18 protein-coding genes are annotated in these 23,666 nt (G+C 43.6%); 11 read left to right on the forward strand and 7 right to left on the reverse strand.

The genetic code is table 11. The features are described from left to right. Nucleotides 1–131 precede the first annotated feature (131 nt). Together NSU15_RS04650 and NSU15_RS04655 are read left to right on the forward strand one after the other, a co-directional pair. Complete coding sequence (locus tag NSU15_RS04650; protein WP_052414461.1) at nucleotides 132–1,643, forward strand: glycosyl hydrolase; 1,512 nt, start codon at nucleotides 132–134, stop codon at nucleotides 1,641–1,643. A 51-nt stretch (nucleotides 1,644–1,694) separates the two neighbouring features. Next, entirely contained in the window at nucleotides 1,695–4,400 is a 2,706-nt protein-coding gene (locus NSU15_RS04655) for a discoidin domain-containing protein (RefSeq protein WP_081953995.1), read from the forward strand. Between the two features lie 99 nt (nucleotides 4,401–4,499). Here the strand turns inward: NSU15_RS04655 and NSU15_RS04660 are convergent, their stop codons facing one another. Next, complete coding sequence (locus tag NSU15_RS04660) at nucleotides 4,500–5,567, reverse strand: GNAT family N-acetyltransferase (protein WP_339289388.1); 1,068 nt, start codon at nucleotides 5,565–5,567, stop codon at nucleotides 4,500–4,502. Nucleotides 5,568–5,760: 193 nt separating this feature from the next. Here NSU15_RS04660 and NSU15_RS04665 point away from each other — a divergent pair, with 193 nt between their 5' ends. Continuing rightward, entirely contained in the window at nucleotides 5,761–7,239 is a 1,479-nt protein-coding gene (locus NSU15_RS04665) for a potassium/proton antiporter (RefSeq protein WP_042124457.1), read from the forward strand. Nucleotides 7,240–7,426: 187 nt separating this feature from the next. Then, nucleotides 7,427–7,882, forward strand: coding sequence for a Dps family protein (locus tag NSU15_RS04670; protein ID WP_042124459.1), 456 nt, complete (start codon nucleotides 7,427–7,429; stop codon nucleotides 7,880–7,882). Nucleotides 7,883–7,963: 81 nt separating this feature from the next. Here NSU15_RS04670 and NSU15_RS04675 read toward each other — a convergent pair whose 3' ends face one another. Together NSU15_RS04675 and NSU15_RS04680 are read right to left on the reverse strand one after the other, a co-directional pair. Continuing rightward, a complete protein-coding gene (locus NSU15_RS04675; protein ID WP_076119873.1) occupies nucleotides 7,964–8,668 on the reverse strand; it encodes an AIM24 family protein in 705 nt (234 codons plus the stop codon). 49 nt (nucleotides 8,669–8,717) lie between these two features. After that, on the reverse strand, nucleotides 8,718–9,185 hold the full coding sequence (locus NSU15_RS04680; RefSeq protein WP_076119874.1) for a hypothetical protein: 468 nt from the start codon (nucleotides 9,183–9,185) through the stop codon (nucleotides 8,718–8,720). A gap of 226 nt (nucleotides 9,186–9,411) precedes the next feature. Here NSU15_RS04680 and NSU15_RS04685 point away from each other — a divergent pair, with 226 nt between their 5' ends. From NSU15_RS04685 to modB, 5 genes are all read left to right on the forward strand, one after another. Next, nucleotides 9,412–10,098 carry a M50 family metallopeptidase gene (locus tag NSU15_RS04685; RefSeq protein WP_076119875.1) on the forward strand — a complete coding sequence of 229 codons (687 nt, stop codon included), beginning with the start codon at nucleotides 9,412–9,414 and terminating at the stop codon, nucleotides 10,096–10,098. Nucleotides 10,099–10,290: 192 nt separating this feature from the next. Next, on the forward strand, nucleotides 10,291–10,977 hold the full coding sequence (locus tag NSU15_RS04690; RefSeq protein ID WP_339289390.1) for a hypothetical protein: 687 nt from the start codon (nucleotides 10,291–10,293) through the stop codon (nucleotides 10,975–10,977). 198 nt (nucleotides 10,978–11,175) lie between these two features. Beyond that, on the forward strand, nucleotides 11,176–12,141 hold the full coding sequence (locus NSU15_RS04695; RefSeq protein ID WP_076119877.1) for a WYL domain-containing protein: 966 nt from the start codon (nucleotides 11,176–11,178) through the stop codon (nucleotides 12,139–12,141). Between the two features lie 239 nt (nucleotides 12,142–12,380). Then, nucleotides 12,381–13,169, forward strand: coding sequence for a molybdate ABC transporter substrate-binding protein (modA, locus tag NSU15_RS04700; protein ID WP_339289392.1), 789 nt, complete (start codon nucleotides 12,381–12,383; stop codon nucleotides 13,167–13,169). Nucleotides 13,170–13,203: 34 nt separating this feature from the next. Further along, the gene (modB, locus tag NSU15_RS04705; RefSeq protein ID WP_339289394.1) at nucleotides 13,204–13,866 is read left to right on the forward strand and encodes a molybdate ABC transporter permease subunit; all 663 of its coding nucleotides are present in this window, start codon (nucleotides 13,204–13,206) and stop codon (nucleotides 13,864–13,866) included. A gap of 123 nt (nucleotides 13,867–13,989) precedes the next feature. Here modB and NSU15_RS04710 read toward each other — a convergent pair whose 3' ends face one another. The 4 genes from NSU15_RS04710 to NSU15_RS04725 form a co-directional block, all read right to left on the reverse strand. After that, nucleotides 13,990–14,961 (reverse strand): helix-turn-helix transcriptional regulator, encoded by a 972-nt coding sequence (locus NSU15_RS04710; RefSeq protein ID WP_339289396.1) that lies wholly within the window; start codon nucleotides 14,959–14,961, stop codon nucleotides 13,990–13,992. Nucleotides 14,962–15,027: 66 nt separating this feature from the next. Continuing rightward, a complete protein-coding gene (locus NSU15_RS04715; protein ID WP_052414462.1) occupies nucleotides 15,028–15,777 on the reverse strand; it encodes a polysaccharide deacetylase family protein in 750 nt (249 codons plus the stop codon). A 53-nt stretch (nucleotides 15,778–15,830) separates the two neighbouring features. Further along, complete coding sequence (locus tag NSU15_RS04720; protein WP_042124477.1) at nucleotides 15,831–16,463, reverse strand: class F sortase; 633 nt, start codon at nucleotides 16,461–16,463, stop codon at nucleotides 15,831–15,833. Nucleotides 16,464–16,505: 42 nt separating this feature from the next. Next, nucleotides 16,506–16,820, reverse strand: coding sequence for a hypothetical protein (locus NSU15_RS04725; protein WP_052414463.1), 315 nt, complete (start codon nucleotides 16,818–16,820; stop codon nucleotides 16,506–16,508). A 189-nt stretch (nucleotides 16,821–17,009) separates the two neighbouring features. On the opposite strand from NSU15_RS04725, the gene dgt reads away from it, so the two are divergent. Further along, the gene (dgt, locus tag NSU15_RS04730) at nucleotides 17,010–18,419 is read left to right on the forward strand and encodes a dGTP triphosphohydrolase (protein WP_042124479.1); all 1,410 of its coding nucleotides are present in this window, start codon (nucleotides 17,010–17,012) and stop codon (nucleotides 18,417–18,419) included. Between the two features lie 308 nt (nucleotides 18,420–18,727). After that, nucleotides 18,728–23,500 carry a glycosyl hydrolase gene (locus tag NSU15_RS04735; RefSeq protein ID WP_339289398.1) on the forward strand — a complete coding sequence of 1,591 codons (4,773 nt, stop codon included), beginning with the start codon at nucleotides 18,728–18,730 and terminating at the stop codon, nucleotides 23,498–23,500. The last annotated feature ends 166 nt before the right edge of the window (nucleotides 23,501–23,666 follow it).

Raw genomic sequence — 23,666 nt, forward strand, 5'->3', positions numbered from 1 at the left:
TCCTTAGTAGCTCTGCGTTATTGCAGAGCTACTAAGCTATAGTCCTCATTAGGTCAGAAGACGATTGTCCGATAACAGGTATGTTATTTATTACCTGTGGAGGCAGTACAGCTACCGAAAGGAGGATTTATTTGCGTAAATATTATAAGCAAAACAGATTGTTGTTTACTATATTACCGGTGTTTATTATTTTTTCCTTGCTGCCTTGGGGAGAGGTTAAGAGTCTTCCGAAGGCTATGAGTGTTTCTTCCTCTCTTCCCCCGGCTATACCAAGCAATCCATCAGCTTCTGAAGAAGCCAAGCAACTGTTGAGTAATTTGGTGAATCTACGTGGCAAAGGTATCCTGTCTGGTCAGCATGATTATCTAGAAAGTCCAGATGAACTGGTTCATAAGCTGAAGAATACTTCGGGACAAAATGCCGTTCTACATGGTTATGAATTAGGGGCGATTAATAATCAATCCAAAAGGACAATCGCCGAACAGCGGCAAGCAGTAATTGACAGTGCAATGGAGTGGAATCAGACGGGTGGCATTGTAGCCATGACATTCCATCAGAGTTTGCCAGGAACTTCTCCAGAATGGTCCAATGTAAACAGAAGTCTCAGTCAAGAGAAGTTTAATGCTTATGTTACGCCTGGGACGGCTCAGTATAAGAGTCTAATCTCTGATCTAGATGAGATCGCTGGATATTTAGAACAGCTGCGTGATGCTGGGGTTCCAGTCTTATGGCGACCTTACCATGAAATGAATGGCGGTTGGTTTTGGTGGGGGAAAAAGGACAATTTTTCAGCGCTTTGGAATATTGTCTATGATCGTTTTGTAAACACACACAAACTGAATAATCTACTGTGGGTGTGGAATCCAAACGCGCCGAATGAATGGGCAGATTCTTATGCCGCCTATTATCCCAGTGCAGATAAAGTCGATGTTCTGGCTGCGGATATCTACAATAATGATTATAAGCAGTCCTACTATGAGGACCTGCTCACACTTGCTGAAGATAAACCTATCGGAATCGGGGAAAGTGGGCAGCTGCCGAACCCGGATGTATTAACCAACAAACAAAATAAATGGGTTTATATGATGACCTGGGGCAAATTGCTGACAGAAAATAATACGCCACAGTCCATCAAAAGCTTCATGAATAACTCGTTTATAGTATCGAGAGAGGATTATGTTCTCACAACAGAAGTCCCTTCGATAGCACCGGTAACCCCAACGGGTTTAACTGGAGAATACTATAACAATACTGATTTAGAGGGAGAACCGGTGCTTATCCGCAATGACCGTAAGATTGATTTTAATTGGCATGGTGGGTCACCTGCATCAGAGATAAATGAAGATCACTTTTCTGTACGCTGGAAAGGGAAACTCAAACCCAAATTCAGTGAAAAATATATGATTTCGGCATCCTCTGATGATGGAGTCCGTGTCTGGATTGACGGAAAGCTGATTATCGACAATTGGAAAAATCAAAGTTCAACCCTTCATAAAGGTAGTATCCCGCTCACAGCAGGAACGCTTTATGATATCCAAATTGAATATTATGAGAATGAAGGGGATGCCAATCTTCGCTTGCTATGGGAGAGTTCCAGCCAGAAGCAGCAGGTGATTCCACAAGGGGCATTGTACCTTCCTTAATCTAATGAAATGATAGGGCAAGACATTCCGAAAGAAAGAGAGGACCTATGGATGGGAATAACGAGGAGAATATCTAATAGAAAAAATAAGATATCAGCAAACAAACCATTACTGTTATTACTAAAATTCGCCGCATTAACCGTCTTGTTTCTGTTGTCTGTCTCAGTTTTCGGAACGAATAGAACGAATGATTATAAGGTAGGTGCCAATATACCGAGACTGTCTACAGGAAGTGATCTTGCAGCAGAAATACCGGATGGTACTGTGATCTGGAATCTGGGACAACATGATGGCTCAGCAGCTGAATTTGCTGCGAGTGGCACTTCCGGCAGCAAGAAGGAATTTAATGTTACTTCTTCAGTGCTCAAATCATCGGCTTTTCAGAGCTTGCCTGCAGGCTTGAATGGAAAGACCCAGCCGGAATTAACGATCACATATCAGCTAAATAAGATCCCGGAGAACGGGGTCTTATTTAGCGTAGGTATTCTAGACGCTTATAAATCTGTGCCGCAAATGAGTGTGTTTTCCAATCATCAATTGTCGGGGATCATTCAAATTGCGGGCGTTGCTGGCACAGAAAGTAAATATAGCTTTCAAAAGACCTATGAATTATATATCCCCAAGGAGCAATTAAAGATAGGATCAAACGAATTGAAGCTGCAAACGGTTCGCTGTTTATATTGCAGTGACAAAGAAGACGAATATTCCTGGTGGACATGGGATAATCTCCGTTTAGAGTCTCTTAACGCTCCAATTTCCGAGCCTATTCATGGCAGCTACACACTGACCGGAACAGTAGTGAATAATAAGCAGTTTTATTTTGATGAAGGTGCAGTTACGCACTTGCCTTATGTTATCAAATGGCTAGGTATGGCTTATAGCGGTAATGTGATGCGTACCAGCTGTGCTAGTGATGTCGGGAGATCCTGCTCGAATATGATGGAATATTACAAGGTATTGCAGGATTACAACATGCAGGCGGTTGCTCTGTATTTGCATACTGGTGATATTAAGCTTAAGACAGATGGATCGTTGCCTGCTGATGCGGAGAAAAAGCTGACAGATTATTTTGAACAATATAGCCCCTATTTTCAATACTATGAGGTAGATAATGAGCCAGGGCTATTCAATCGTTCTAAGGCAGTAAATTTGGCGATTGCGGACTGGCTAAATAAAAAGGGCAAGCAAATCGCGCCCCATTTACAAACTGTTGCTCCAGGATGGGCGTATTGGCCGGGCTACAGTGAGGACTCCTGCGGTAATCAGAAGGGAACTGAGAAGGCATGTGGAGATCCGGATGGATGGGAACGTGATCCAGAGCAGCGTATGGAGCTGGAGAAGGTTACGGATTTGACCAATGGACACTCGTACGGCGACTCTTATATTTTTAGTAACGGGGGAAGCTTTACAGAGAATTTGAAGACTTTCGCTGGCGCAGACAATGGACTCGGCAAAAAAATGCTGACCACTGAATTTGGTACCTCGGACAGTCATGTGGACGCCTATCAATACGGGGCAACGGAGCGGACAGCCGCGGTATTCGATCGGATCATGCGTGCACATATCGGTTATGCGGATATGTTTGTGCAGCATGCTGCTTTTTTTAAGGATTTCAGTTTATTCAAATACGGGTTTAATTTAGAAGAACATGATCCGGCGACCACAGAGATTTATTATACAAAAGAAAATGAGGATTCACGTGTCAGCATCATGAGAAGGCTTAGTCTTGCTTATGCTACGCATGGAGCTCCATTAACTTATCAAGTTGCAAATAAAGATGTGTTAGCCGATAAGTTGGTTTATGTTCGGGCCGTGGATACTTCCACGTTGAAGCCTCTTGCGGGAAGCGGAGCGACCTCGAATAAGGTACTGGTTAATTTCGTTAACTTTGAGTCTACTCCGCAGACCGTGAGTGTAAATGTGACTATGCCGAAAAACGTTATATATGAAGGGGAACGTTTTGGAAACGGGGATACGTATGAAAAAGCAAGAAGTTATGTAACAGGGAAAAAGGCTACTCCCACGTTAACCTTTACGGAGAAACTTGCTCCGGGAGAGGCTGTACAGTATATTTTGCAGCCTTCCTCTGAAGTAAAACCGTCGGCGCCTAAGGGATTCAAAGCCGCGGCAACAAAAGGTTTATCTGTGAAATTAAATTGGCTGGAGGCACCGGGAGCAAGCTACGAGCTGCTTCGTGCTGAAGGTAGCGGTGGGGAAATGAAGGTGGCAGCTACTGATGTGAAGCTTACAGAATATACGGATCATAATTTACGTGAAGGGACGTTATATACCTACGCGGTAAGGGTATCTGGCTCCAATTTACTGTCCGATAAAGTTCAGATTACAGCCACCGGACTGGTTCCTCTGGATCGTACGAAATGGAAGGTAACCTCAAATGTGAATACGGCAGCCTCAGCTCCGAGTCTTGCCATCGATGGGGATCGGCGCACGCGCTGGGATACGGGGAAACATCAGGTTTCCGGAGAGTATTTTCAGATTGATCTGGGTGAAGCACATGAAATTGAAAGAATAGATTTGGATAGCACGCTTTCACCTTTTGATTATCCAAGAGACTATGTAGTCTATATTTCTGACGATGCTCAGAACTGGAACAAACTTACCTCTGGAAAAGGCACGAAAGAGCTTACTAAAATATCCTTCTCTAAAGTGAAGACGAGGTATATCAAGATTGTACAGAACGGAGCTGGCGGGAATTATTGGTCCATTCAAGAGCTTCAGGTGTATTCCAGAGAATAAGGCTACCATTTGAATTTATGTAATCATTTATAGCGCATACTAAATAACCTCTGCGAGACAATTCTCTCGCAGAGGTTATTTTTATGCTTTAAGTTGCTTCTAAATAAAATGGAGACCTGACATATAAGGTAAGGGAATTGCCTCTGACTCCCCCGAGGGATCAGAGGTGTGAAGCGGACTCGCTGGATCAAAGAGCAGCGATATCAGCTCCTTGTCGTCCTGGACGGACGACAAGTCGTGACCCTTGCGGCAGCCTTCGGTCTGCCGCAAAAGCGCTGCCCGGTCTGCGATGCAGACCGTCCCGCTGTTCGCGCCGGCGCTTAAGGAGGCGCCGGCCTCACGCAGGAGCGCGAGCAAGCCGCGCTCCTGCCACGGCACTGGCACCTGCAGCGCGCCTACGCCGCCGCACAGTGCCGCCTTAGCCAGCAGCGCCGCTACCGCGCTCGGCTGGCCGGCCCATTCCACCGCCGTCGCCGTGCTCGGCGCGGGCACATCTGCCGCCGCTGGCACAGCCACCGCGGCAAACCCCTCGATGCTGCCGTCCCGAACGGCTACGAGTGTGCGCTGGGCTAAGCCCAGCACACCCGCGTAAGCCTCGGTCCCCAGCAGCAGCGCCAGCTCACCCGGACTATACACATGTCCGGTTTCGCGTTCATTCAGCAGCCGGTTGACGGCGAAGAAGTCGCCCGGCTGCATCGGCCGCAGCGTCCATTCTTCCCCTGCTGCGGCCGCAAGTGCCTGAGCCGAGCTTTCGTTCAGCTCGGCAAATTGCGTACCTCCGAACGGTACGCATCCTGCTCGGGTGTACAGTGAGCGATCACCCGAGACAAAAATCAGCGATGCGCCCGCTTCCGCAGCATGGGCTTGGCATTTCTCCAGTAGCTGACCGGCTAGTCCTTGTCCACGAAATGCAGGGGCGGTGCAGACCGCACCTATGGAGAATACATTCAGAATAGCATCACCAGTTTTGATCGTAGAGGGTACGAGTCCCATGAAAGCTGCAACCGTTCCGTCCTCGGTAATAGCCGCATACGAATGACTGAGTCCCGGGCGGAAAATAAGTGGAAACAGTTCTTTCATTGAAATGGCACCCGGTTCACGAAAGATGGAATCTGCAAGCAGAGCTGCTTGATCCAGCTCCGCAGGTTTAATTAATCTCAATTGCATAACATTCAGCCTCCTATATGTACACACGATGGGGAGAAAGCATTTACATAAAGTATAAGGCCAGGGGAATGAAATCTCCAATCTTGTTTATATTATTCAATGTCTCAAAAGGATATGGATAAGGGTAATAAAGTACATAAATAAGGAAGCTTCTTATATTTTAAGCTAGAAGTGAAAGGGAAGTGAATAATCGGTGTCCCAACTTGCAGATAATATTATATTATTACTGGCTGCGCTCCTGCTTGTAGGCGTATTTTCCACCAAGTTTTCCACTAAATTTGGAATGCCAGCTTTAGTGCTGTTCCTTGCTGCGGGGATGGTGCTGAGCCAATTTATTTTTTTTAACAATGCTTCCTTAACACAAATGGCCGGGATCTTCGCATTGGTTGTCATACTATTCGAGGGGGGGATGCAGACGAATATTAAGGATATTAAGCCTGTTATTCGTCCAGCATTATCCTTATCAACGGTAGGCGTAATAATGACGACAGTCATCGTAGGAGTATTCGCCAAGCTAATTCTCGATGTGTCATGGGCAGAAAGCTTTCTGTTTGGAGCGATCGTTGGATCGACAGATGCGGCTGCAGTCTTCTCGGTTCTTGGCGGTAAGAACATTGATAAACGTTTGACCTCTACGCTAGAAGCGGAATCAGGAAGTAACGATCCAATGGCGGTTTTCTTAACCGTATCGCTGATCGAATGGATACAGCATCCGGATATCGCGATATGGGGGCTTTTGTTGTCTTTTATATGGGAGATGGGAATTGGCTTAGTACTGGGTTTTGTGCTGGGTAAGATCGCAGTTTACTGCATCAATCGAATTAATCTGGATTCAACAGGTCTTTATCCGGTAATGGCTATTGGTTTTGCTGTTCTGACCTATGGTTTATCTGCATGGGTACACAGCAGCGGATTGCTGGCTGTTTATGTTATGGGCCTTACTCTTGGCAATTCCGAGCTCATGTATCACCGTACCATTATGAATTTTAGTCACGGCTTTGCTTGGATGATGCAAATATTCATGTTCATCCTGCTGGGCTTGTTAGTATTTCCTCAGGAACTGGCGGAAGTGGCTTGGCAAGGCATCTTGTTATCCGTCATTCTGATGGTTGTAGCAAGGCCAATCGGTGTATTTATAAGCCTGCATTTTTCCAAATTCTCAATTCGTGAAAAGACATTGATTTCTTGGGCTGGACTGCGTGGAGCCGTTCCGATTGTGTTAGCGACTTATCCGCTGCTGGCTGATCTGCCACACGGACGACTATTCTTTAATGTTGTATTCTTTGTCGTGCTGACCTCGGCGGTGATTCAGGGAACTAGTATTTCTCCGCTAGCTTCCCGATTGAAGCTTGTGGGGCAAGAAGATTCAGATCAGCCTTCACTGATGGAGCTGGTTGCTCTTGGCAAGACAGACTCGGAGTTCAATCATATTGGAATTAATCCTAATATGCCGATTGCTGGACAGAAAATTTCAGAAATAGGTCTGCCAGACGATATCTTATTTACGGCAATTATCCGCAACAAAAAGATTGTCACCCCTCATGGCAGTACTGTTATTGAGCCTGGGGATACTGTGTATGTACTAAGTCCAAAGAGCAAACGTGATGAGATGAGGGCTTTCTTCCGCAGTAGAAAAGGAAAGACCGCGGAAGAGGATGTTTCTTTAATCTAAAGAAGAGGGCCTTTTTCCAAAGTGTGACACACATAATAGGCCTAATAACATAAGTTGTGCTAGAATCGGCACAATATATATAATCTCCAGAATAGTTGCAAAATGCAAAAGAGTGTGTTAAATTGTATATAGATTTAGAACGAGTCTAAATACAATTATAATAAATGAACCATAGGAGGTTTTATTAATGACAACACAACTAAAGAGCCATACTGAACTGCAAGCTGCATTGAACCGCCAAACCGCAAACTGGTTCCTGCTCGGAGTAAAGCTTCATCATTATCACTGGTATGTTAGCGGATCTCAATTCTTTACACTGCATGAGAAGTTTGAAGAGTTATACAATGAAGCTGCAGGTTATGCGGATGATTTGGCTGAGCGTTTGCTTTCTATTGGTGGACAACCAGCCTCCACGATGAAGCAATATCTTGAACTGTCCGACCTACAAGAAGCACGCGGTGGCGAAGATGCTAAGGGTATGGTGCTTGAGCTCGTTAGAGACTTTAAGACGGTTGCTAAAGAACTGCAAGAAGCAATTGCAGCTGCAGAAGAACTAGGTGATCAACCAACTGCGGATCTGTTGATTGGCATCAGAAGCAGCATTGAGAAACATGCTTGGATGCTGAATGCTTTTATCGGTTAAGACAATATCCTTATAAGGGATAGAACATACAAAGAGCGCCTGCGTATCGTTAACGCAAGGCGCTCTTTCTTTTGAATACTTCTATTTAATAAATACTCCACCAAATGGCACGGCTTCGCGCAGGAATCGTTTAATAATACCATCATCGTTATTATCTCTTTCAAATCGGCGATTCTGGCGTCCAGCTTGAAAAAGCACAGGTCCATGGCCCGTCATCTTCCAGTGATAACTCATATGCTGGCTAGCTAAATGGTTGCCGTAAACGGTAAGCTCCAGCTTCGCGTTCTCAGGATAGGCAATTATGCTGCCTGCATCCACATAGAGTGGATTGTAAGGATGAAGCTCAGCTTCACAAACCGTTCCTTCAGTCAGTATGCCAATGATACCATTACCCGTAAATTTTACCTTCACAATATCTCTTGTAACGAGCACATTCTTCATACTCAGTACCCGTGTATTCATCGTAACTCCTTCGCTGTAGAAGAAGAGATGTTTAAAGTCGTACAACAAATCGCTCTTACCATCAAGATGTAGAATCTTTACCCGATAACCCGGTGGAAGGGCGGCGACAAAATGGCAAGGACCAGACATATCTGAACGAATCAATTTTTGCTTGCGATAGATGCCCTTCACATCCATAAATCTGTCTGCTCGTCCAGTGGCAGGCCCCTGATAAGCGATAATTTGCTGTGGGTGCAGCACATGAACCTCTTCCTTCTCCAGGAGAGTGAAGGCTACGGCTTGTCCGCTCCCGCTGTCGCTTTCATCTTGGACATCGATGTTCATATTTCATCTCCCTCATGCTGTAGGCGTTATCTTTACTAAATGTTCAAGATTAGCGCAGACGGTCTCCTTTTCTAGAACGGTGAAGCATGCTGAAACGGATAATACGGATGAGTATAAAATACCCTAGAACTAGACCGATCCCCGTAAAAATAGTCACTTTAATTTTATGATAATATTCTTCGCGTGCGGTCCGGTCATTTTGCAATGCATCAACCATCTGCGTCAGTTGGCGATTCTGTTCCTGCAAGGCTTCGTTCTGTGTCTGGTAGGCTTCCATTTCCTGCATGGTATTCGCAAGCTTATCTTTAGCTTGCTGTAGCTCTTCTGCTGTCTGCTGAAATCCTTCTTTCAATTCATTGACTTCGTTTGGAAGCTCAGAGAAACTTTTGAATCCATTATAGATATCACTGAATATATTTGCTTTTGCTACTGGGGCTGGAAGAGCTATGGAAACGGTCAGCAGAAGCAGGAGCGAACATAACAGCTGTAGATATTTACGGTATTTATGTTGTTTCATCTATATAATCACCACCCGATTTAGGCTTTTTATTTCTTTTATTTTAACACAGCTTGACAGCTTCTGACAGCGTACGCTAAGCGTGAATGGTGTATCTAGTGTCAGTAATATTTGCCTGCTAGATACGATGTTGCACTTCCTTATAGAGCTCTATTTGGCTGAGTCTTCATGATTGAGAAGAGGGACTATTTATCGTATACTTTGGACGGGAAGGGGCTGCTGCAAAATGAATAAATGGCTTAAGACAATGTTATTTTTGGTCGGATCTGCTTTTTTGACGAGGTTGATTCCGTTCTCATCTTTGTTTCGGAATTTAGACACGATGATACATGAATTTGGTCATGCGCTGGTGACTTTACTGTTGTCAGGCAGTGTGCTGCGGATTGAGCTATACGCGGACCATAGCGGTGTCACTTATTCAGCTATTCAAGATGGAGGCAGAGCGATCCTGGTATCGCTGTCCGGTTATTTGCTGGCATCCTTATTCGCATTGCTGCTTTTCTATCTCTATAGTAAAGGACGGCATGATTGGGGTCTTATCTTGGCTACTACGGTTGCATTGATAATGCTGTTAATGTACGTTCGGGGAAGCTTCGGAATGACGTGGTTGAGTGGGTTTATTGCGCTGAACGTTTTAATGCTGGTGGTTTGGAAAAAGGCCAGCAAATTCTATTATCTGTTATTAGCTTTTTTGACCTTGGAAGAGTCTGTAATGGGGAGTTTATTTTTGGTATACGCGGCCGCTGTATCTCCTTCTCGCGCGGGAGATGCCAGTAATCTGGCAAGGATGACATCGGTGCCGGCCATATTTTGGGCAATCCTATTTTTTATGTTTTCTCTGCTTTGCGCCAAATGGGCGCTGGGCCTATTTTTTAAGCGAGAACGAGTGCAGCCTAAACTTCAGAGCCGTTAAAGATAAAAAGCTTAAAATTTTCGTCATAAACAGACAAAAGGGGTTATTTTTGTGAGAGTCAGTCTACTTAGTATGTAGAATGGCTCTTTTTTTGTCGATAATATAGAACCGAACATACATTCCATGACATGGAGTTGTCCGCCAATATTGGTACATTAATAGAAGACCCAAAAAAAGAAAGAGGTGGAAAATATGATGGAAAGTATTCATCCTACATTTACGTGGGGTCAAGATCGTATTTTTGCAGGTGGCAATCGCGATGCTGTTTTGCTTGTCGAATGGAAAGGAAATATGCCTTCAGAACATAGCCGACCTATGAGCCATAAGGTGGTAGCACGTGATATTGAACTACAAGTTTGGCTTGAGCCGCATCTAACCTTTAAGCGCTGTTATGGATGTGAGATGGAGGCTGGAGAAGGTCATTCGCTCTTGCTTAAACTTGGCAAAATAAAAACAGGACAACGCAAATTCATAGGGCTGGAGTTCAGTACCTCTAGTTCTGTAGCCGGTAAATATGAGGCGCTCTCCCTACAATGGAAGTATAAAAAGCCAACTGTAGAGCGTGTTCGTGAACTCCCTGTGAAGGTGCTTGAGCTGGAGTACGCGCATCATACACGCATTCTGAGCGATACTTGCTGCTTTTATGTTGAGAAGCATCTGGAACTGCTAAAGACGTCTGAAACGGTTGAGGAGGCTGCTGCGTTACGAAATAAAGGACAGTATAGTGAAGCTCGGGAGAAGCTCAATCGTCATGCGGATAAGCTATTGCTGCTCGCGGTACGCTCTGGAGATCCTTTGCTGCTGAAAGAGGCTGAAATGTTGTATAAGCAGATAGGTTTCGAGCTTCAGCTTCGTAGTAAAGCCGTTGGTGGTATTTAATATAGGACATGCTGATCGGGGATGCACATAAACGAAAAAAGACCTATACATAAATTGGATTTTCAAGCGGATTCGGCGGAAAATATTCAGAAGAATTGTAATATAAAATGTGGTAACATAGTAAAAAAGTTCTATCACAATTTACTTTTTTTCATAAAATAATGGGTCTATTTAACCATAAATCAAGGGGAACTGAATATGACAGACCGATTAATCCGACTGATGCGCATTATTACACTTGTTCAAGCCAAGCCAGGGATATTAGCCCGTGAATTGGCGGAACGCTGCGGCAACAGCGAGAGAACGATATACCGGGATATGGACGCGCTTAGCGCCATGCATATTCCCATAACCCACCTGGGGCATGGAAAAGGTTATGCTTTTATTGGGAATTTTGCACTCTATCCCTTGGATTGGTCGGAAGAAGAAGCAACCGCATTTTCGCAATTACGCTATATTATGGAAGATATAAAACCGGTACTACCTATAGATTTTGAAAGCGCGTATGAAAAAGTAGTCGCAGCTGAATATAAACGGAAGGCGGAAAGAGAAGAAACAATAGAACGTGCAAGAAGAGAAGTAGGGGTGGGGTGGGCTGAAAGGCACAGTTCGCAGATGGAACAACACTCTTTTCTTACTCCGATCCTAGAGGCTTTATTAAAGCAAAAGAGTATACAAGCGAATTATAGTGAAAATGCATTAGAAGAGAAAGGGATCACCATTGATCCTTATTGTCTGGTCCCGCTGGAAAGTCGTTTTCATCTCATAGGATTTTGTCATCGCCAGGGTGTTATTCGTACATATCATATCAACGATTTTTCTAATGTGAAGCCATTAAATCGTTTTTTTTCGAAGGAAGCATTTGATGTGCAAGCCTTTATGAAGCAGAAATGGTCACTCGATCGGGATAGTTTACAGGTAGAATTCAAAGTGAAATTCTCGGAACGGATAATGGAAGGAATTAAGAAGGACGAATTGCCTTTTAAGCCAAGTAAAGTGGATCGTCAAGCTAGATGCTTTCACTTTAAGGTTTCAGTGGAACAAGATATAGGATTTGTCCGCTGGATTAAGAGATTTGAAGAGGAAGCGGAAATCATTGAACCGTACTATTATCGTGAAGTAATCAGGCAGCAGTTGGAAAAATGGAGTTCGCACTATAAATAGTGATACGCTCATTTGACCTTCGTTCAATTCGAAAGATGGGGTGCTTGTGCAACCATTTAAATGGTTGCCGGAGGCATCCTTTTTTTGCGAGTAGGTCGAAGATGTAATCCTTTATAACTCTCTAATCATAACAATATATAACTAAACATAACTAAACGCAACTCAATCTATAGAAAATCGAAAAAACGTATGCTAGAATAGCATCTACATATATACATATGAAAATGGGAGGAATGGAAATGTTTAAGAAATGGTCAATCCGGATCTTTGGCGCATTAGCAATTTTTTTGGTTGTGAATTTATCTGCGAGCGCAGTGGTAGAGGTAGAGGCAGCCGCCAAGAAGACAGAGATTATAGTATCGGCTGCAGCCAGCTTGCAGGATAGTTTAGATAAAATGGCGCTTCTCTATGAGAAGAAGCATCCCGATATTGATTTGGTCTTTAATTATGCTGCATCCGGCACATTACAGAAGCAGATTGAACAAGGTGCTCCGGCTGATCTATTCTTCTCTGCCGGGGATAAACAGATGAATGCGTTAGTGGATGCTGGACTGATCTCTGACCATAAGGTGCTGCTTAAGAATCAGTTGGTTCTGGTCGTCCCTTCGAATTCAAAAGCTTCATTAAATACGATCACTCAGCTTACGGACAAATCGTTTAAGAAGATAGCGGTAGGACAGCCTGAATCTGTACCTGCAGGCCAATACGCTCAGCAATCGTTAACTGCGAAGAAGGTATGGGATACGCTGCAGAACAAGCTTGTATTCGCGAAGGATGTCCGTCAGGTTCTTTCTTACGTCGAAACGGGGAATGTCGATGCAGGCTTTGTCTATAAGACAGATGCATTGACTTCGAAGAAGACGAAGATTGCTCTTACCGTGGGTCCGCATGTTCACAAAGCCATTAATTATCCGGCAGGTATCGTGAAGAATTCGAAGAATCAGAAGGAAGCTAAGGAATTTTACAGTTATCTTCAGAGCAAGGAAGCCAGTGATATTTTTACAAGCTATGGCTTCTTGCTTCCTTAATATGAAATCATGAGTAGAAGCGGGGTGAATAAGGATGGAAATAAACTGGACTGATTTCTTCGCCCCGGTATGGCTTTCCATTAAAATATCAGTAATTACCAGTATTATTGTGTTCATTCTGGCAACAGCTGCAGCGAAGGCTATGGCAGGTCGGAAATTCCCAGGTTATACCTTGGTCGAGACTGTAATGCTTCTCCCTCTCGTATTGCCGCCGACCGTTGTAGGATTTGTTCTGTTGGTCGTTTTAGGTCGACGCAGCTGGATTGGCAGATGGTATGAACAGATGACGGAGCATACGATTCTCTTCACATGGGGGGCTGCGGTTATCGCCGCGGTTGTTGTAGCCTTTCCTCTCGTCTACCGTACGGTGAAGGCGGGCTTTGAAGGCGTGGAAGCGGATCTTGAAGATGCGGCGCGTGCACAGGGAGCGAGTGAACTGCAGGTACTGCGATATGTCACATTGCCCCTTGCAGGTCGCTCACTAGCTGCAGGGTATGTGCTGGGTTTTGCTAGAGGGCTGGGAGAATTCGGTGCTACGATCATGGTAGCTGGTAATATTCCTGGCCGTACGCAGACTGTTCCTACAGCGATCTATGTCGCGGTGGATGGCGGCAACATGACGCTTGCTTGGATGTGGGTGTGCTCCATCATTGTTATGTCTGCTGTGATGTTGATGTTTGTGAACCGGCGTACTTAATTTGTGGCGTGAGAAGCCGCTCCGCGAACTGTTGCTCCATCAATCATTAGAAAAATAAAGGAGCTATTCTCCGGTAATTTGGAGAGTAGCTCCTTTGTACTTTTAACGGATGTACCCTTTTTATCAAGTCTCGTAAATAATCGTCCCTGTTTCCGTGAGATCGTATCCGTGAATGGACGCAAGCTCACTTTGAAAGGCTGGCGAGCGCAAAATATCAATCACGGCGGTGATCCACTGCTCATGCTCCGGTTTCTTTAGCATTACGAGATCATAACACTCTTGAATCAAGGGGATGAAATCAATGCCATCGACAATTTTGGCAGCTTTTTCGGTACCGATGGCCACATCGGCTTCTCCTCGTGCCACTTTACCAGCGACCGCTAAATGGCTGTTCTCTTCCTGCTCATATCCGGATAGGCTTGCAGCAGGAATACCGTGCAATCGAAGTTGTTCATCCAATAACACGCGTGCGCCTGCGCCTCGTTCTCTATTGATCAGTGTAAGTCCATCCTGTTGGAGATGAGACCACTCATGGAGACCTCTAGGGTTTCCCTTTTGAACATATAATCCTGCACTTCGAGTCAACAGACGGACTACAACATAAGGGAAGCCCACAAGTATTTTACGGATATAGGGAAGGTTATATTCTCCAGTATCGCCGTCGAGCAGATGGGTACTGACGATGTCCGATTCTCCATGATACATGGCAATTAAACTATCGAGACTGCCCGCGTAGGAACGAAGTGGGCGCTCAGTAGGCAAGGAACGTTCCAAATATGTGGCTAGAATATCGAGTGACATATCCTGACCCGTAATCACGAGGCTCTGTCCTGCAGCTTTACTGTTAACGTGGCCAGAATGTGAGGCAACTTGAGTTAGATTCGCCCCAGCAAAAGTCAGTGGTAATATCGATGGGGCAATGCCACTCCGGGTATTTTGTTTGTAAGCTTCTAAATCGGATTGATCGACTCGCATCTGTTTTCCTACACGGTAGGAGGGAAGCTCCCCTTTTTTGATCAGGTCATATACTTTTAATTTAGAGATCTTCAGTAAGCGGGCAATTTCCTCAGCCGTATAGGATGTATTATCAGACATGATAAAAGCCTCCAGAACTTCATAATAGGACAAGACTACCTTATTTTGAAGTCCTGTGCAATTAGGCTATTGTGGTTTACCCGCCTGCTGTGTGTTGGATAATTTGATCAATTCTGATACGGTGACAAATCGATAACCTTGCTTTTCTAATTCCGGTAAAATAATTTTAAGCGCTTCTCTGGTCTGAGATTGACCATGTACATGGTCATGAAACAGAACGATGTCGCCATTATGTGCATTTCGAATAACCTTATTCGCGATACTCTGAACCCCAGGGCGATTCCAGTCGCGTGTATCCTGATGCCAGGACCATAAAATAGGCTTTAATCCCATATTATTCGAAATATCAACTAGTGTCTCATCATACATTCCACCTGGAGGTCTGAACAAAGAGCTATGCTTTCCAGAGACCTTTATAATTTCTTCCTCAGTTAATTTCAGCTCTCGCTCAAACTGGGCCTTATTAATAGGTTTTCTAAAATAAACGTGATTGTAGGTATGGTTAGCTAATTCATGCCCTTCGGAAATGACTCGTTTCGCCACATCTGGATATGTTGCAATTCTTTTTCCAATAGCAAAAAAGGTGCATTTTGCATGATATTGACTCAATACCTTTAATATTTGATCGGTTTCAGAAGGGTCAGGACCGTCATCAAACGTCAATGCAATCACTTTTTGGTTAGTATGTACTTCCCAAATCATGTCTCCTCTTTTTTCGTAGTAGTCGCGGTTTTTACTTGGGCTACCTAGAGCAGAGTTCGTGAAGCATAACAAGAGAGAGAGGGTAGTCATCATAATTTTGCTGCTAGTTTTCATGAATTTCACCTGTTTTTTTTATTTTAGAATGCTCCTTTGAATGGTCAAAATATTCATAGTTTCAGTTTTGCAAAGACAATCAGCCTTTTTTCATGTTCTTTCTTCTTTCTGCTATATCTGCCTGTGCAAGTAATAAGATTCATTCTAGCTTCAGTAGACTTTCCGAAAATTCGTTCCAAGGGTGCTTCAGCAGTATTGAAGATTTCTACAGACTCTACAATATAAGTTAGTTTTCGTCCGTCTGAATTAGAGACGGTAATTTCATCGCCATGCTTGAGCTTTTTGAGTTTGAAAAAGACAGCTGGACCTATATAACTGTCCACATGTCCGTCTATAATTACATTGCCCTTTGCACCTGGCAAAATTCCTGGGTATAGAATTCCGGCAATATTGGTGTCTGTAGGGACGTCCATTTGTCCATCAGAGAGCAAAGTAACCGGTTCTATTTTGGCGCTTACCTTAATCGCTGGAATGTTTAGCTGAGTAGGCATAATAGGTTTGGGTAATGATGGTTTAATATTAATATCATTCTTTCGAATAGCTGTAGTAGGAGTTATTATCATTTCTTGTTGCTTTGTTTGCAACGGCTTAGTTTCTGGACTGCTTTCCTGTGAGTGTGAGTCATTACAACTGGCAGTGGTTAAAGTGATGACAATCAAGATTAATGAATATATCCATTTTTTCATGTTTAAGAAAAGAAAGAGGGGATTCCCCCTCTTTCATCCTCCCTATTCAGTTTGTTCGCTAGCACCGCCGTGGCCTGTTTTTGGCATTTTAGTTGCTTTCATTTGAATGCTTTTAGTTTTAATGCTTTTTGCTTTTAAGCTCTTAGCCTTCATGCTCTTTGCATGAATTCCTTTAGTGGAGTGACTCTTCATATTCATTTTCTTTTCATGCATTTTATGTTCTTTTTCTTTCTTTATTTTCTCAGCATGTACTTTTTTCTCATGTTTCGTTTCGACTGGTGCAGCGGAAGCCGCAGAAGCAACGGATAGCATTAAGCAAGTGGATAAAAGAGCTACGGACAATTTCTTCATAATCATTTAGTGGATTCCTCCTAGATGTTTTTTCCCTACGAAGATTAATATCTCCATTTCAGTTGCTTTTAGATTGGTGGATTACTTCCATTGGAGTTTGGGATTGGCATAGCAATTGTATTTTGATGTGAAAATTGTTATGAAAATGCCTTATAATGAAGTTCAATATACAGACATTTGGTTAGGGGTGGGATTATGACACTTATTGAGAAAAGAGAACACCGGCAGTATCCGGAAATTACCCGCCTAGAAACGTCGAGAGCTGCTTATGAGCGTGATTACTCACGCTTGATTCATTCGCCTACTTTTCGTAGGCTGCAAGGCAAATCTCAAGTGTTCGGGGCTGGCACGGGTGATTATTACCGGACACGCCTAACTCATTCACTTGAAGTCGCACAAATTGCTCGAGAGGCAGCGAAAAGTCTGCTTAGATCTTACCCAGAGGTGGAGACAAGTAAGGCGGAGAATCCGGGGCTTGTTATAGATCCAGAGGTCGTAGAATGCGCGGCCATAGCACACGACTTTGGTCATCCGCCCTTCGGTCATAAAGGGGAAGAGGTGCTAGATAGCATACTGGAGCAGCTAATTGAAAAAAAGACGAATGAGGCTGCACAACAAGCTGGTGCAACGGGTGCTGATAAGTTGTTCATTCATGAGCAGATGAAGCAGCGCTATGAACATTTTGAAGGCAACGCTCATAACTTTCGATTGATTATGTTTCTAGAGAAGCGTGAGAACATTGATGGACTAAATCTGTCGGATGCCGTGCTCCTCGGAGTTAACAAATATCCTTTTCCCGGCACCTCGTTAAAAAAGGGGATGTACCTTCATGAGTGGGCATATATTTCGGAGATTCGCAAAGAGTGGGGAATCCCGGCAGGGAAGAAAACGTTGGAAGCTCAACTGATGGACCTTTGCGACGATATCGCCTATTCTGCACATGATTTGGAGGATGGAATTAAGGCTGGAAAGATTGAAGTGCATGAACACTTTATGCATGATTCCTATATTCAACGACTAATTGTGGAGAAGATCACAACGTTAGAGGATTTCTTTTGGAAGGGTTGGGAGGAGGAAGGTATTCGCGCTAAGGTTGAAGAGGTGCTTAGTTCATTTCTTAGAGTATGGATGGAAAAGATGCCAACTTGCGAGAATGACTATTCCAGAACTCGGCGTGAAGTTAAGGCTTATTGGGTAAGCACCTTTGTTGCAAGTTTAGGTGTGATTCCTGATGGAGACTGGAAGAAGGTCACCTTTATAAAGGAAGGAAAAGAAGATGAGGATATGCTGCGGACCGTAAGCGTGCTGAAAAGCTTTGCTTGGGTTACGATGATTCGTGATCTACGTGTGCAGCGGCTACAGAAGCGTAGTGAGTGGATTTTACGCCGTTTATGGGGAGCTTTTCTTGATCCGCAGACGTCCAAAGCCATTATTCCCTCAGATTGGCTGCAACGCTTCGAGAAAGATCAGAAACAAGCCAATCCCATCTGGACTTGGGAACATATGGTGATTGATTATATCGCAGGGATGACGGATGCCTTTGCTGAAAAAATATATAATGAGCTATATGGATTGAAAGTCGGATCGATTTATGATTTGGATTAAATAAAGGTGAAGATTAAAGCAGGTCTCCAATGAATTGGAGACCTGCTTTTTTGTCTTTTGGTGAACCATATATATTTTGTTAGTATTTTGTTAGCTATTCTTTAAATGTATAAATGCCAATTAACCCGCTTAACGACTCTATTTTCTAACAAAACTATTATTTTTGTGAATAAGTTATTGTTAATATAGGTGTTTGGTGCTAATATAATAACTAAATTGTTATTGGAAATAAATTGGGAGGTTGATAAAGAAGTCGAGTTTTGTACTTGAACAAAATGAAAACCTTTACAAAACAGGAGGTAAATTGAATGAAGAGGTTCAAAAAAAGCTTGATTCTATTTCTTACAGCAATAATGCTTGTTACAATGGCTGCACCTGCGTTAGCTAACGGAAAAACAAAAGAAAACCTCAAGACGCACTGGGCTGGAGAAAGTGTAGATAAGTGGCAAGGTAACGGTGTTGTTCAAGGTTATCCGGACGGTTCTTTTAAGCCGGATCATAAAGTTACGCGTGCTGAGCTTGTAAGTATCATTAATAAGCTATTTGGATTTAGCACTCTTTCGGAAACGTCATTCTCGGATGTGCCTGCTAAAGCTTGGTATGCAAGCGCTTTATCTATTGCGAAACAAGCTGGTTATTATAAAGGTTTTCCTGACAATAAAGCGAAAGCGGATGCTGAAGTCACTCGTCAAGATGCCGCAACATTACTTGCTTCTGTTTTTTCACTGGAGCCAGGGACTAAAGCGAGTACATTTGCAGATCAAGCATCCATCAGCGTTTATGCTAAAGATGCGATCGGGGCATTGAGCGGAATTCTATCCGGCTATCCAGACGGTACATTTCGTCCAAACGACTCGATTACAAGAGCAGAGGTAGTTACTATCGTGGACAGATTGGTTAGCGGATACTACAATACAGCGGGTACATTCACTGGAGGAGATATCCAAGGGAATGTTGTCATAAACCGTAGTGGGGTTGAACTTAAGAATGCGGCTGTCTCAGGTAATCTTTATTTAACCTCCGGGATAGGTAATGGTGAGGGTGTTTTAGAGGATGCAACTGTGAAAGGTAATGTTTTTGTATCTGGTGGTGGAGAGCATTCGATTCATTTGAAAAACTCTAAATTGGCTTCTGTAAAAGTGAATCGTCCTGAAGGGAAAGTACGGGTCGTTGTAGATGGCGGGACAGTAATCACTCAGTTGACTATTGATAGCGTTTCAATTATAGAAGTAGGTTCAGGTTCTATAATTGATCAGCTTGTGATTGGTAGTGCTGCTACGGGAACATTGATTACAACTAAAGGTACCATTAGTAAGCTTGTAGTAGGTGCTTCCTCTGTTGTCTTTAATGGAGTGACTTTAGTAGCGGGAACATACACTGTGAAGGATGGAGTTCTTGTTGGACAAGGAACAAGCACGCCAGCACCTGGTGGCTCAGGGGGTACGGGTATAGCGCCTACAGCAACACCAGTACCGACGATTACTCCAGAACCTACGGCAACAGTTGCTCCAACGGCAACACCGGAAGCTGGAATTCATATCGTTGACGTTGATGCATCGGCCGCTACCAAATCGCTGTTTGCTTATCTGGACAGCATGAGCGGCAAACAGATCATGTTCGGGCATCAGCATGATACTACTGTCTCTTTTGCTGGTAAGGATAAGAATGGAAATGTTATTTCTGACGTATACAGCTCCACCGGTGATTATCCTGCAGTTTTTGGTTGGGATACACTTAGCTTAGATGGATATGAGAATCCTCCTGGAGTTAGCGGAGATTATGAAGCGAGTAGATTAGGACTATCCGCTGCCATGAAGCAGGCACATGATTTGGGTGGTATTGTTACGCTAAGTACACATCCTTATAACATGGTGACGGGTGGAGATTTTAAGGATACTAGTAATACTCCGGGAGCGAGTCATTCGGTGGTATCGCGTATATTGCCGGGCGGAGATAAGAATGGAGAGCTTAATAAATACCTCGATCGTATCGCTAATTTTGCCAATAATCTAAAAGATGATGAGGGCGACCTGATTCCAGTCCTGTTCCGACCTTTCCATGAACAAAACGGAGGCTGGTTCTGGTGGGGTGCGGCTACAACGACGAAGAGTGAATACGCGGAACTGTACAGATATACAGTTGAATACCTGCGTGATGTTAAAGGCGTTCATAACTTCCTTTATGTCTTCTCACCAAACGGATCTTTTAACGGAAATGAAAGCGAATATTTAACGACTTATCCAGGTGATCAATTTGTTGATATTCTTGGAATGGACCAGTATGACAATAAGGAGAATGCCGGTTCGGAAGCTTTCCTGGGTGGTCTTGTTAAAGACCTTAAGATGATTTCTCAGCTTGCTCAAGACAAAGGTAAGATTGTTACCCTATCTGAATATGGTTATAGTGCAGCTGGTATGAAAACAACAGGCAATAATGAGCTGGAATGGTTCACTAAAGTATTGAATGCGATCAAGGCTGACCCTGATGCGGCAAAAATATCGTATATGCTGACTTGGGCAAACTTCGGTGAAGGTAATAATCTGTATGTTCCTTATAAGAGTGTTCCTAACAAAGCAGATCATGAGTTGCTTCCCGATTTTGTGAATTTCTATAAAGATGATTTCACGGCATTTGCGAGTGATGTGAAGGATGATAATAAGTACAATCTCGAGGTTGAAGTAGCAGGAAAGAAACCTTTCATGCACATCGTAACTCCAAATAATATCAGTACAATAACAGATGCCGTAACCGTCATTCGGGCCAAGGTATTAAATGCAGTGCCTAGCAAAGTGACTTATACTGTGGCTGATTCTGGAGTAGAGGTGGAAATGACGCTAGGTGCGGATGGTTACTATAGCGCTTCATGGCAGCCAGACGCTGGTCTCAACGGCAGTTCAACTGAGATTACAGTGAGAGCATACGGAACCGGAGATGCTACTCTTACGCAAACTAACTCCGTATTCTTAAAAATCAAAGAAGTGCCAATAAAAGTGATTACTTTTGATACGGAGAAGGATTTGGAGCAAATCCAAAACAATGGTACTTGGTCTGGGCTTACAAATAACGCAGAAACGATCAAGACTGTATTACAACATGCGTCACTTGATGCTGACGGTAAGCTCGTTATTAACATTACAGAAGGGCTATCCGCCGAGGATACTTGGCAGGAATTGAAGCTACAATTGAATGATCTGGCGCTGGATGGAGTAGATCTCTCCCAAGTTACACGTGTGAAGTTCACAGTGTTGATTCCGGAGACTGCACAAAATGGCGCTAACAATGCTGCGGTACGCAGTGTGATTCAGTTGCCGCCAGATTGGGATACGAAGTATGGCATGGACTCATCCTATAAATCTTTGTCCGATTTAGAGAAAGTTATCGTAGATGGAACACAATATTATAAATTTGATGTTTCGATTGATCTGGATAATGCCGCTAAATCAGTGGAAGCGACAGGACTAGCAATATCTATTGTTGGCAGTGGTTTGGAAGTCGAAGGTGAATTGCCAATCTACGTAGATCAAATCGGTCTTTATAATACGTATACTGCTCCTGTTGCTGATAAGGCGCTGGTGGATAATTTTGAAGCTTATGGCTCCAGTAATGAAGCTTTGGCAGCGAAATATCCTAAGGCTGGTGGAGATGATGTGAGCGTATCTTTAAGCACTGAGCATAAAGCATCCGGAGATTACGGGATGCAACTGCGCTATACGATTAATAATGCAGGTTATACCGGAGTAGGTAAAAGTCTGGGTTCATTGGACTGGTCCGACTATAATGCACTCAGTATGTGGGTAGCTTCTGATGGAGACAACGCTTATGCTGAGAAAGGTGAGCCGCTTAAGCTAGTAGTGCAGCTTGTCATTGATGGAGGATATTTCGAAGCTTATCCGGTCATTAATCCTGACAAGAACGGTAAAATAGTACTAAGTCTGAAAAATTTGACTGAGATGAGCTGGGGAAAAGCCGGAGAGCTTACTCAGGAAAGACTGAAGCAAGTTCAGAGCTTCAATTTGTATGTGAATGCGATGGACGGACAGAGCCACGAAGGTTCGCTTTACTTTGATGATATTCAAGCGGTTTATGATGGGACACTTCCGGATATGTCGGAAGAAGGAAATGGAGGTTCACAGGGACATGCGCCCGGTGTGTTATACGCCTTCACTAAACAATCTGATATTGCAGGGTGGGTTATAGACCACTCGTCTGCCAATGCTCAGCTTCCAGTATTTGATGCCAATGAAGAAGCGGTAGGCGTACAATTCGATTTGATTAATACCGGTAATAATGCAAATGGCAGCTCCAAAGAATCCTTTGAACTTGCTATTAATCCTGAGAAGCTAAATATCACAGGGTTGGATTCAATCAGTGCTAAGATTAAGCTTTCGGGTGGGACAGCTAAAGCGCGTCTGTTCATCAAGACAGGTGCGGACTGGAAATGGACCGATAGTGGCAATCCTGTTCTTGTAGATTCAACGGGTTATACGACATTATCTATCTCACTACCGACCGCAGGAGTAGACTTGGCTGCTGTGAAGACGATTGGGATTATCATTGAAGAAGTTTCCAATGATGGAGGAACTTCGAATCTATATCTGAAGGAAGTATCTCTGGAGAAAGCTGTCCCAGCTGTTCATTATGGCTTCGAAACAGGAAATGAAGGCTGGTCCTTGAATTCTGGTTCAGCTACAGTATCTTCTGATGTGTATGCGGAAGGGAAGCAATCTTTGAAACTTGATTTCACATGGAACGGAGAGGATAAAGATCCTTTTATAGCAGTCTCAAAAGCAGCTGCTCTTGATCTGAGCTCATTCTCTAAGCTTGCTGCTAAAATTAGAATCGTCTCCGATCATCCTGACGTACAAGCTAAGCTGTATCTTCAATTAGGAGGCTATGCAGTATGGGTAGATTCGGGTGCTAAGATAGCTTCTCAAGATGGATTCACGGAGTTCACAATTGATCTCAGCAATCTATCTCTTGAGAATTTGAAAAAAGTAGACGCTATTGGCATTCAGTTTGTTACACCTTCTACAGCTGGTACGGCTACAGCTTATATTGACGAGATTATAGCTTCTAAATAAGAGCACTGCGATTTATGTGTGAAATAAGGGTCCCTGCTATCCATTAGGATTGTCCTAATGGATAGCAGGGACTGTTTCGTATGGTTAGTTTATAGCTAAGCTCTCTTTAAGTGTGATCCCAGGATTTTTTTTCATTATAGAACAAGTGTTCTTAAAAATCAAATGT

Origin of the sequence: Paenibacillus sp. FSL E2-0201, from assembly GCF_037963325.1 — a bacterium.
Lineage (GTDB): Bacteria > Bacillota > Bacilli > Paenibacillales > Paenibacillaceae > Paenibacillus_AQ.

Excerpts from the sequence above, each read along its gene's own strand:
- NSU15_RS04735 (WP_339289398.1), top strand. The coding sequence starts at position 18,728 with ATGAAGAGGTTCAAAAAAAGCTTGATTCTATTTCTTACAGCAATAATG.
- NSU15_RS04710 (WP_339289396.1), bottom strand. The coding sequence starts at position 14,961 with ATGTCTGATAATACATCCTATACGGCTGAGGAAATTGCCCGCTTACTG.
- NSU15_RS04680 (WP_076119874.1), bottom strand. The coding sequence starts at position 9,185 with ATGAAACAACATAAATACCGTAAATATCTACAGCTGTTATGTTCGCTC.
- modA (WP_339289392.1), top strand. The coding sequence starts at position 12,381 with ATGTTTAAGAAATGGTCAATCCGGATCTTTGGCGCATTAGCAATTTTT.
- NSU15_RS04660 (WP_339289388.1), bottom strand. The coding sequence starts at position 5,567 with ATGCAATTGAGATTAATTAAACCTGCGGAGCTGGATCAAGCAGCTCTG.
- dgt (WP_042124479.1), top strand. The coding sequence starts at position 17,010 with ATGACACTTATTGAGAAAAGAGAACACCGGCAGTATCCGGAAATTACC.
- NSU15_RS04725 (WP_052414463.1), bottom strand. The coding sequence starts at position 16,820 with ATGATTATGAAGAAATTGTCCGTAGCTCTTTTATCCACTTGCTTAATG.
- NSU15_RS04655 (WP_081953995.1), top strand. The coding sequence starts at position 1,695 with ATGGGAATAACGAGGAGAATATCTAATAGAAAAAATAAGATATCAGCA.
- NSU15_RS04675 (WP_076119873.1), bottom strand. The coding sequence starts at position 8,668 with ATGAACATCGATGTCCAAGATGAAAGCGACAGCGGGAGCGGACAAGCC.
- NSU15_RS04695 (WP_076119877.1), top strand. The coding sequence starts at position 11,176 with ATGACAGACCGATTAATCCGACTGATGCGCATTATTACACTTGTTCAA.
- NSU15_RS04685 (WP_076119875.1), top strand. The coding sequence starts at position 9,412 with ATGAATAAATGGCTTAAGACAATGTTATTTTTGGTCGGATCTGCTTTT.
- NSU15_RS04720 (WP_042124477.1), bottom strand. The coding sequence starts at position 16,463 with ATGAAAAAATGGATATATTCATTAATCTTGATTGTCATCACTTTAACC.
- NSU15_RS04690 (WP_339289390.1), top strand. The coding sequence starts at position 10,291 with ATGATGGAAAGTATTCATCCTACATTTACGTGGGGTCAAGATCGTATT.
- modB (WP_339289394.1), top strand. The coding sequence starts at position 13,204 with ATGGAAATAAACTGGACTGATTTCTTCGCCCCGGTATGGCTTTCCATT.
- NSU15_RS04670 (WP_042124459.1), top strand. The coding sequence starts at position 7,427 with ATGACAACACAACTAAAGAGCCATACTGAACTGCAAGCTGCATTGAAC.
- NSU15_RS04715 (WP_052414462.1), bottom strand. The coding sequence starts at position 15,777 with ATGAAAACTAGCAGCAAAATTATGATGACTACCCTCTCTCTCTTGTTA.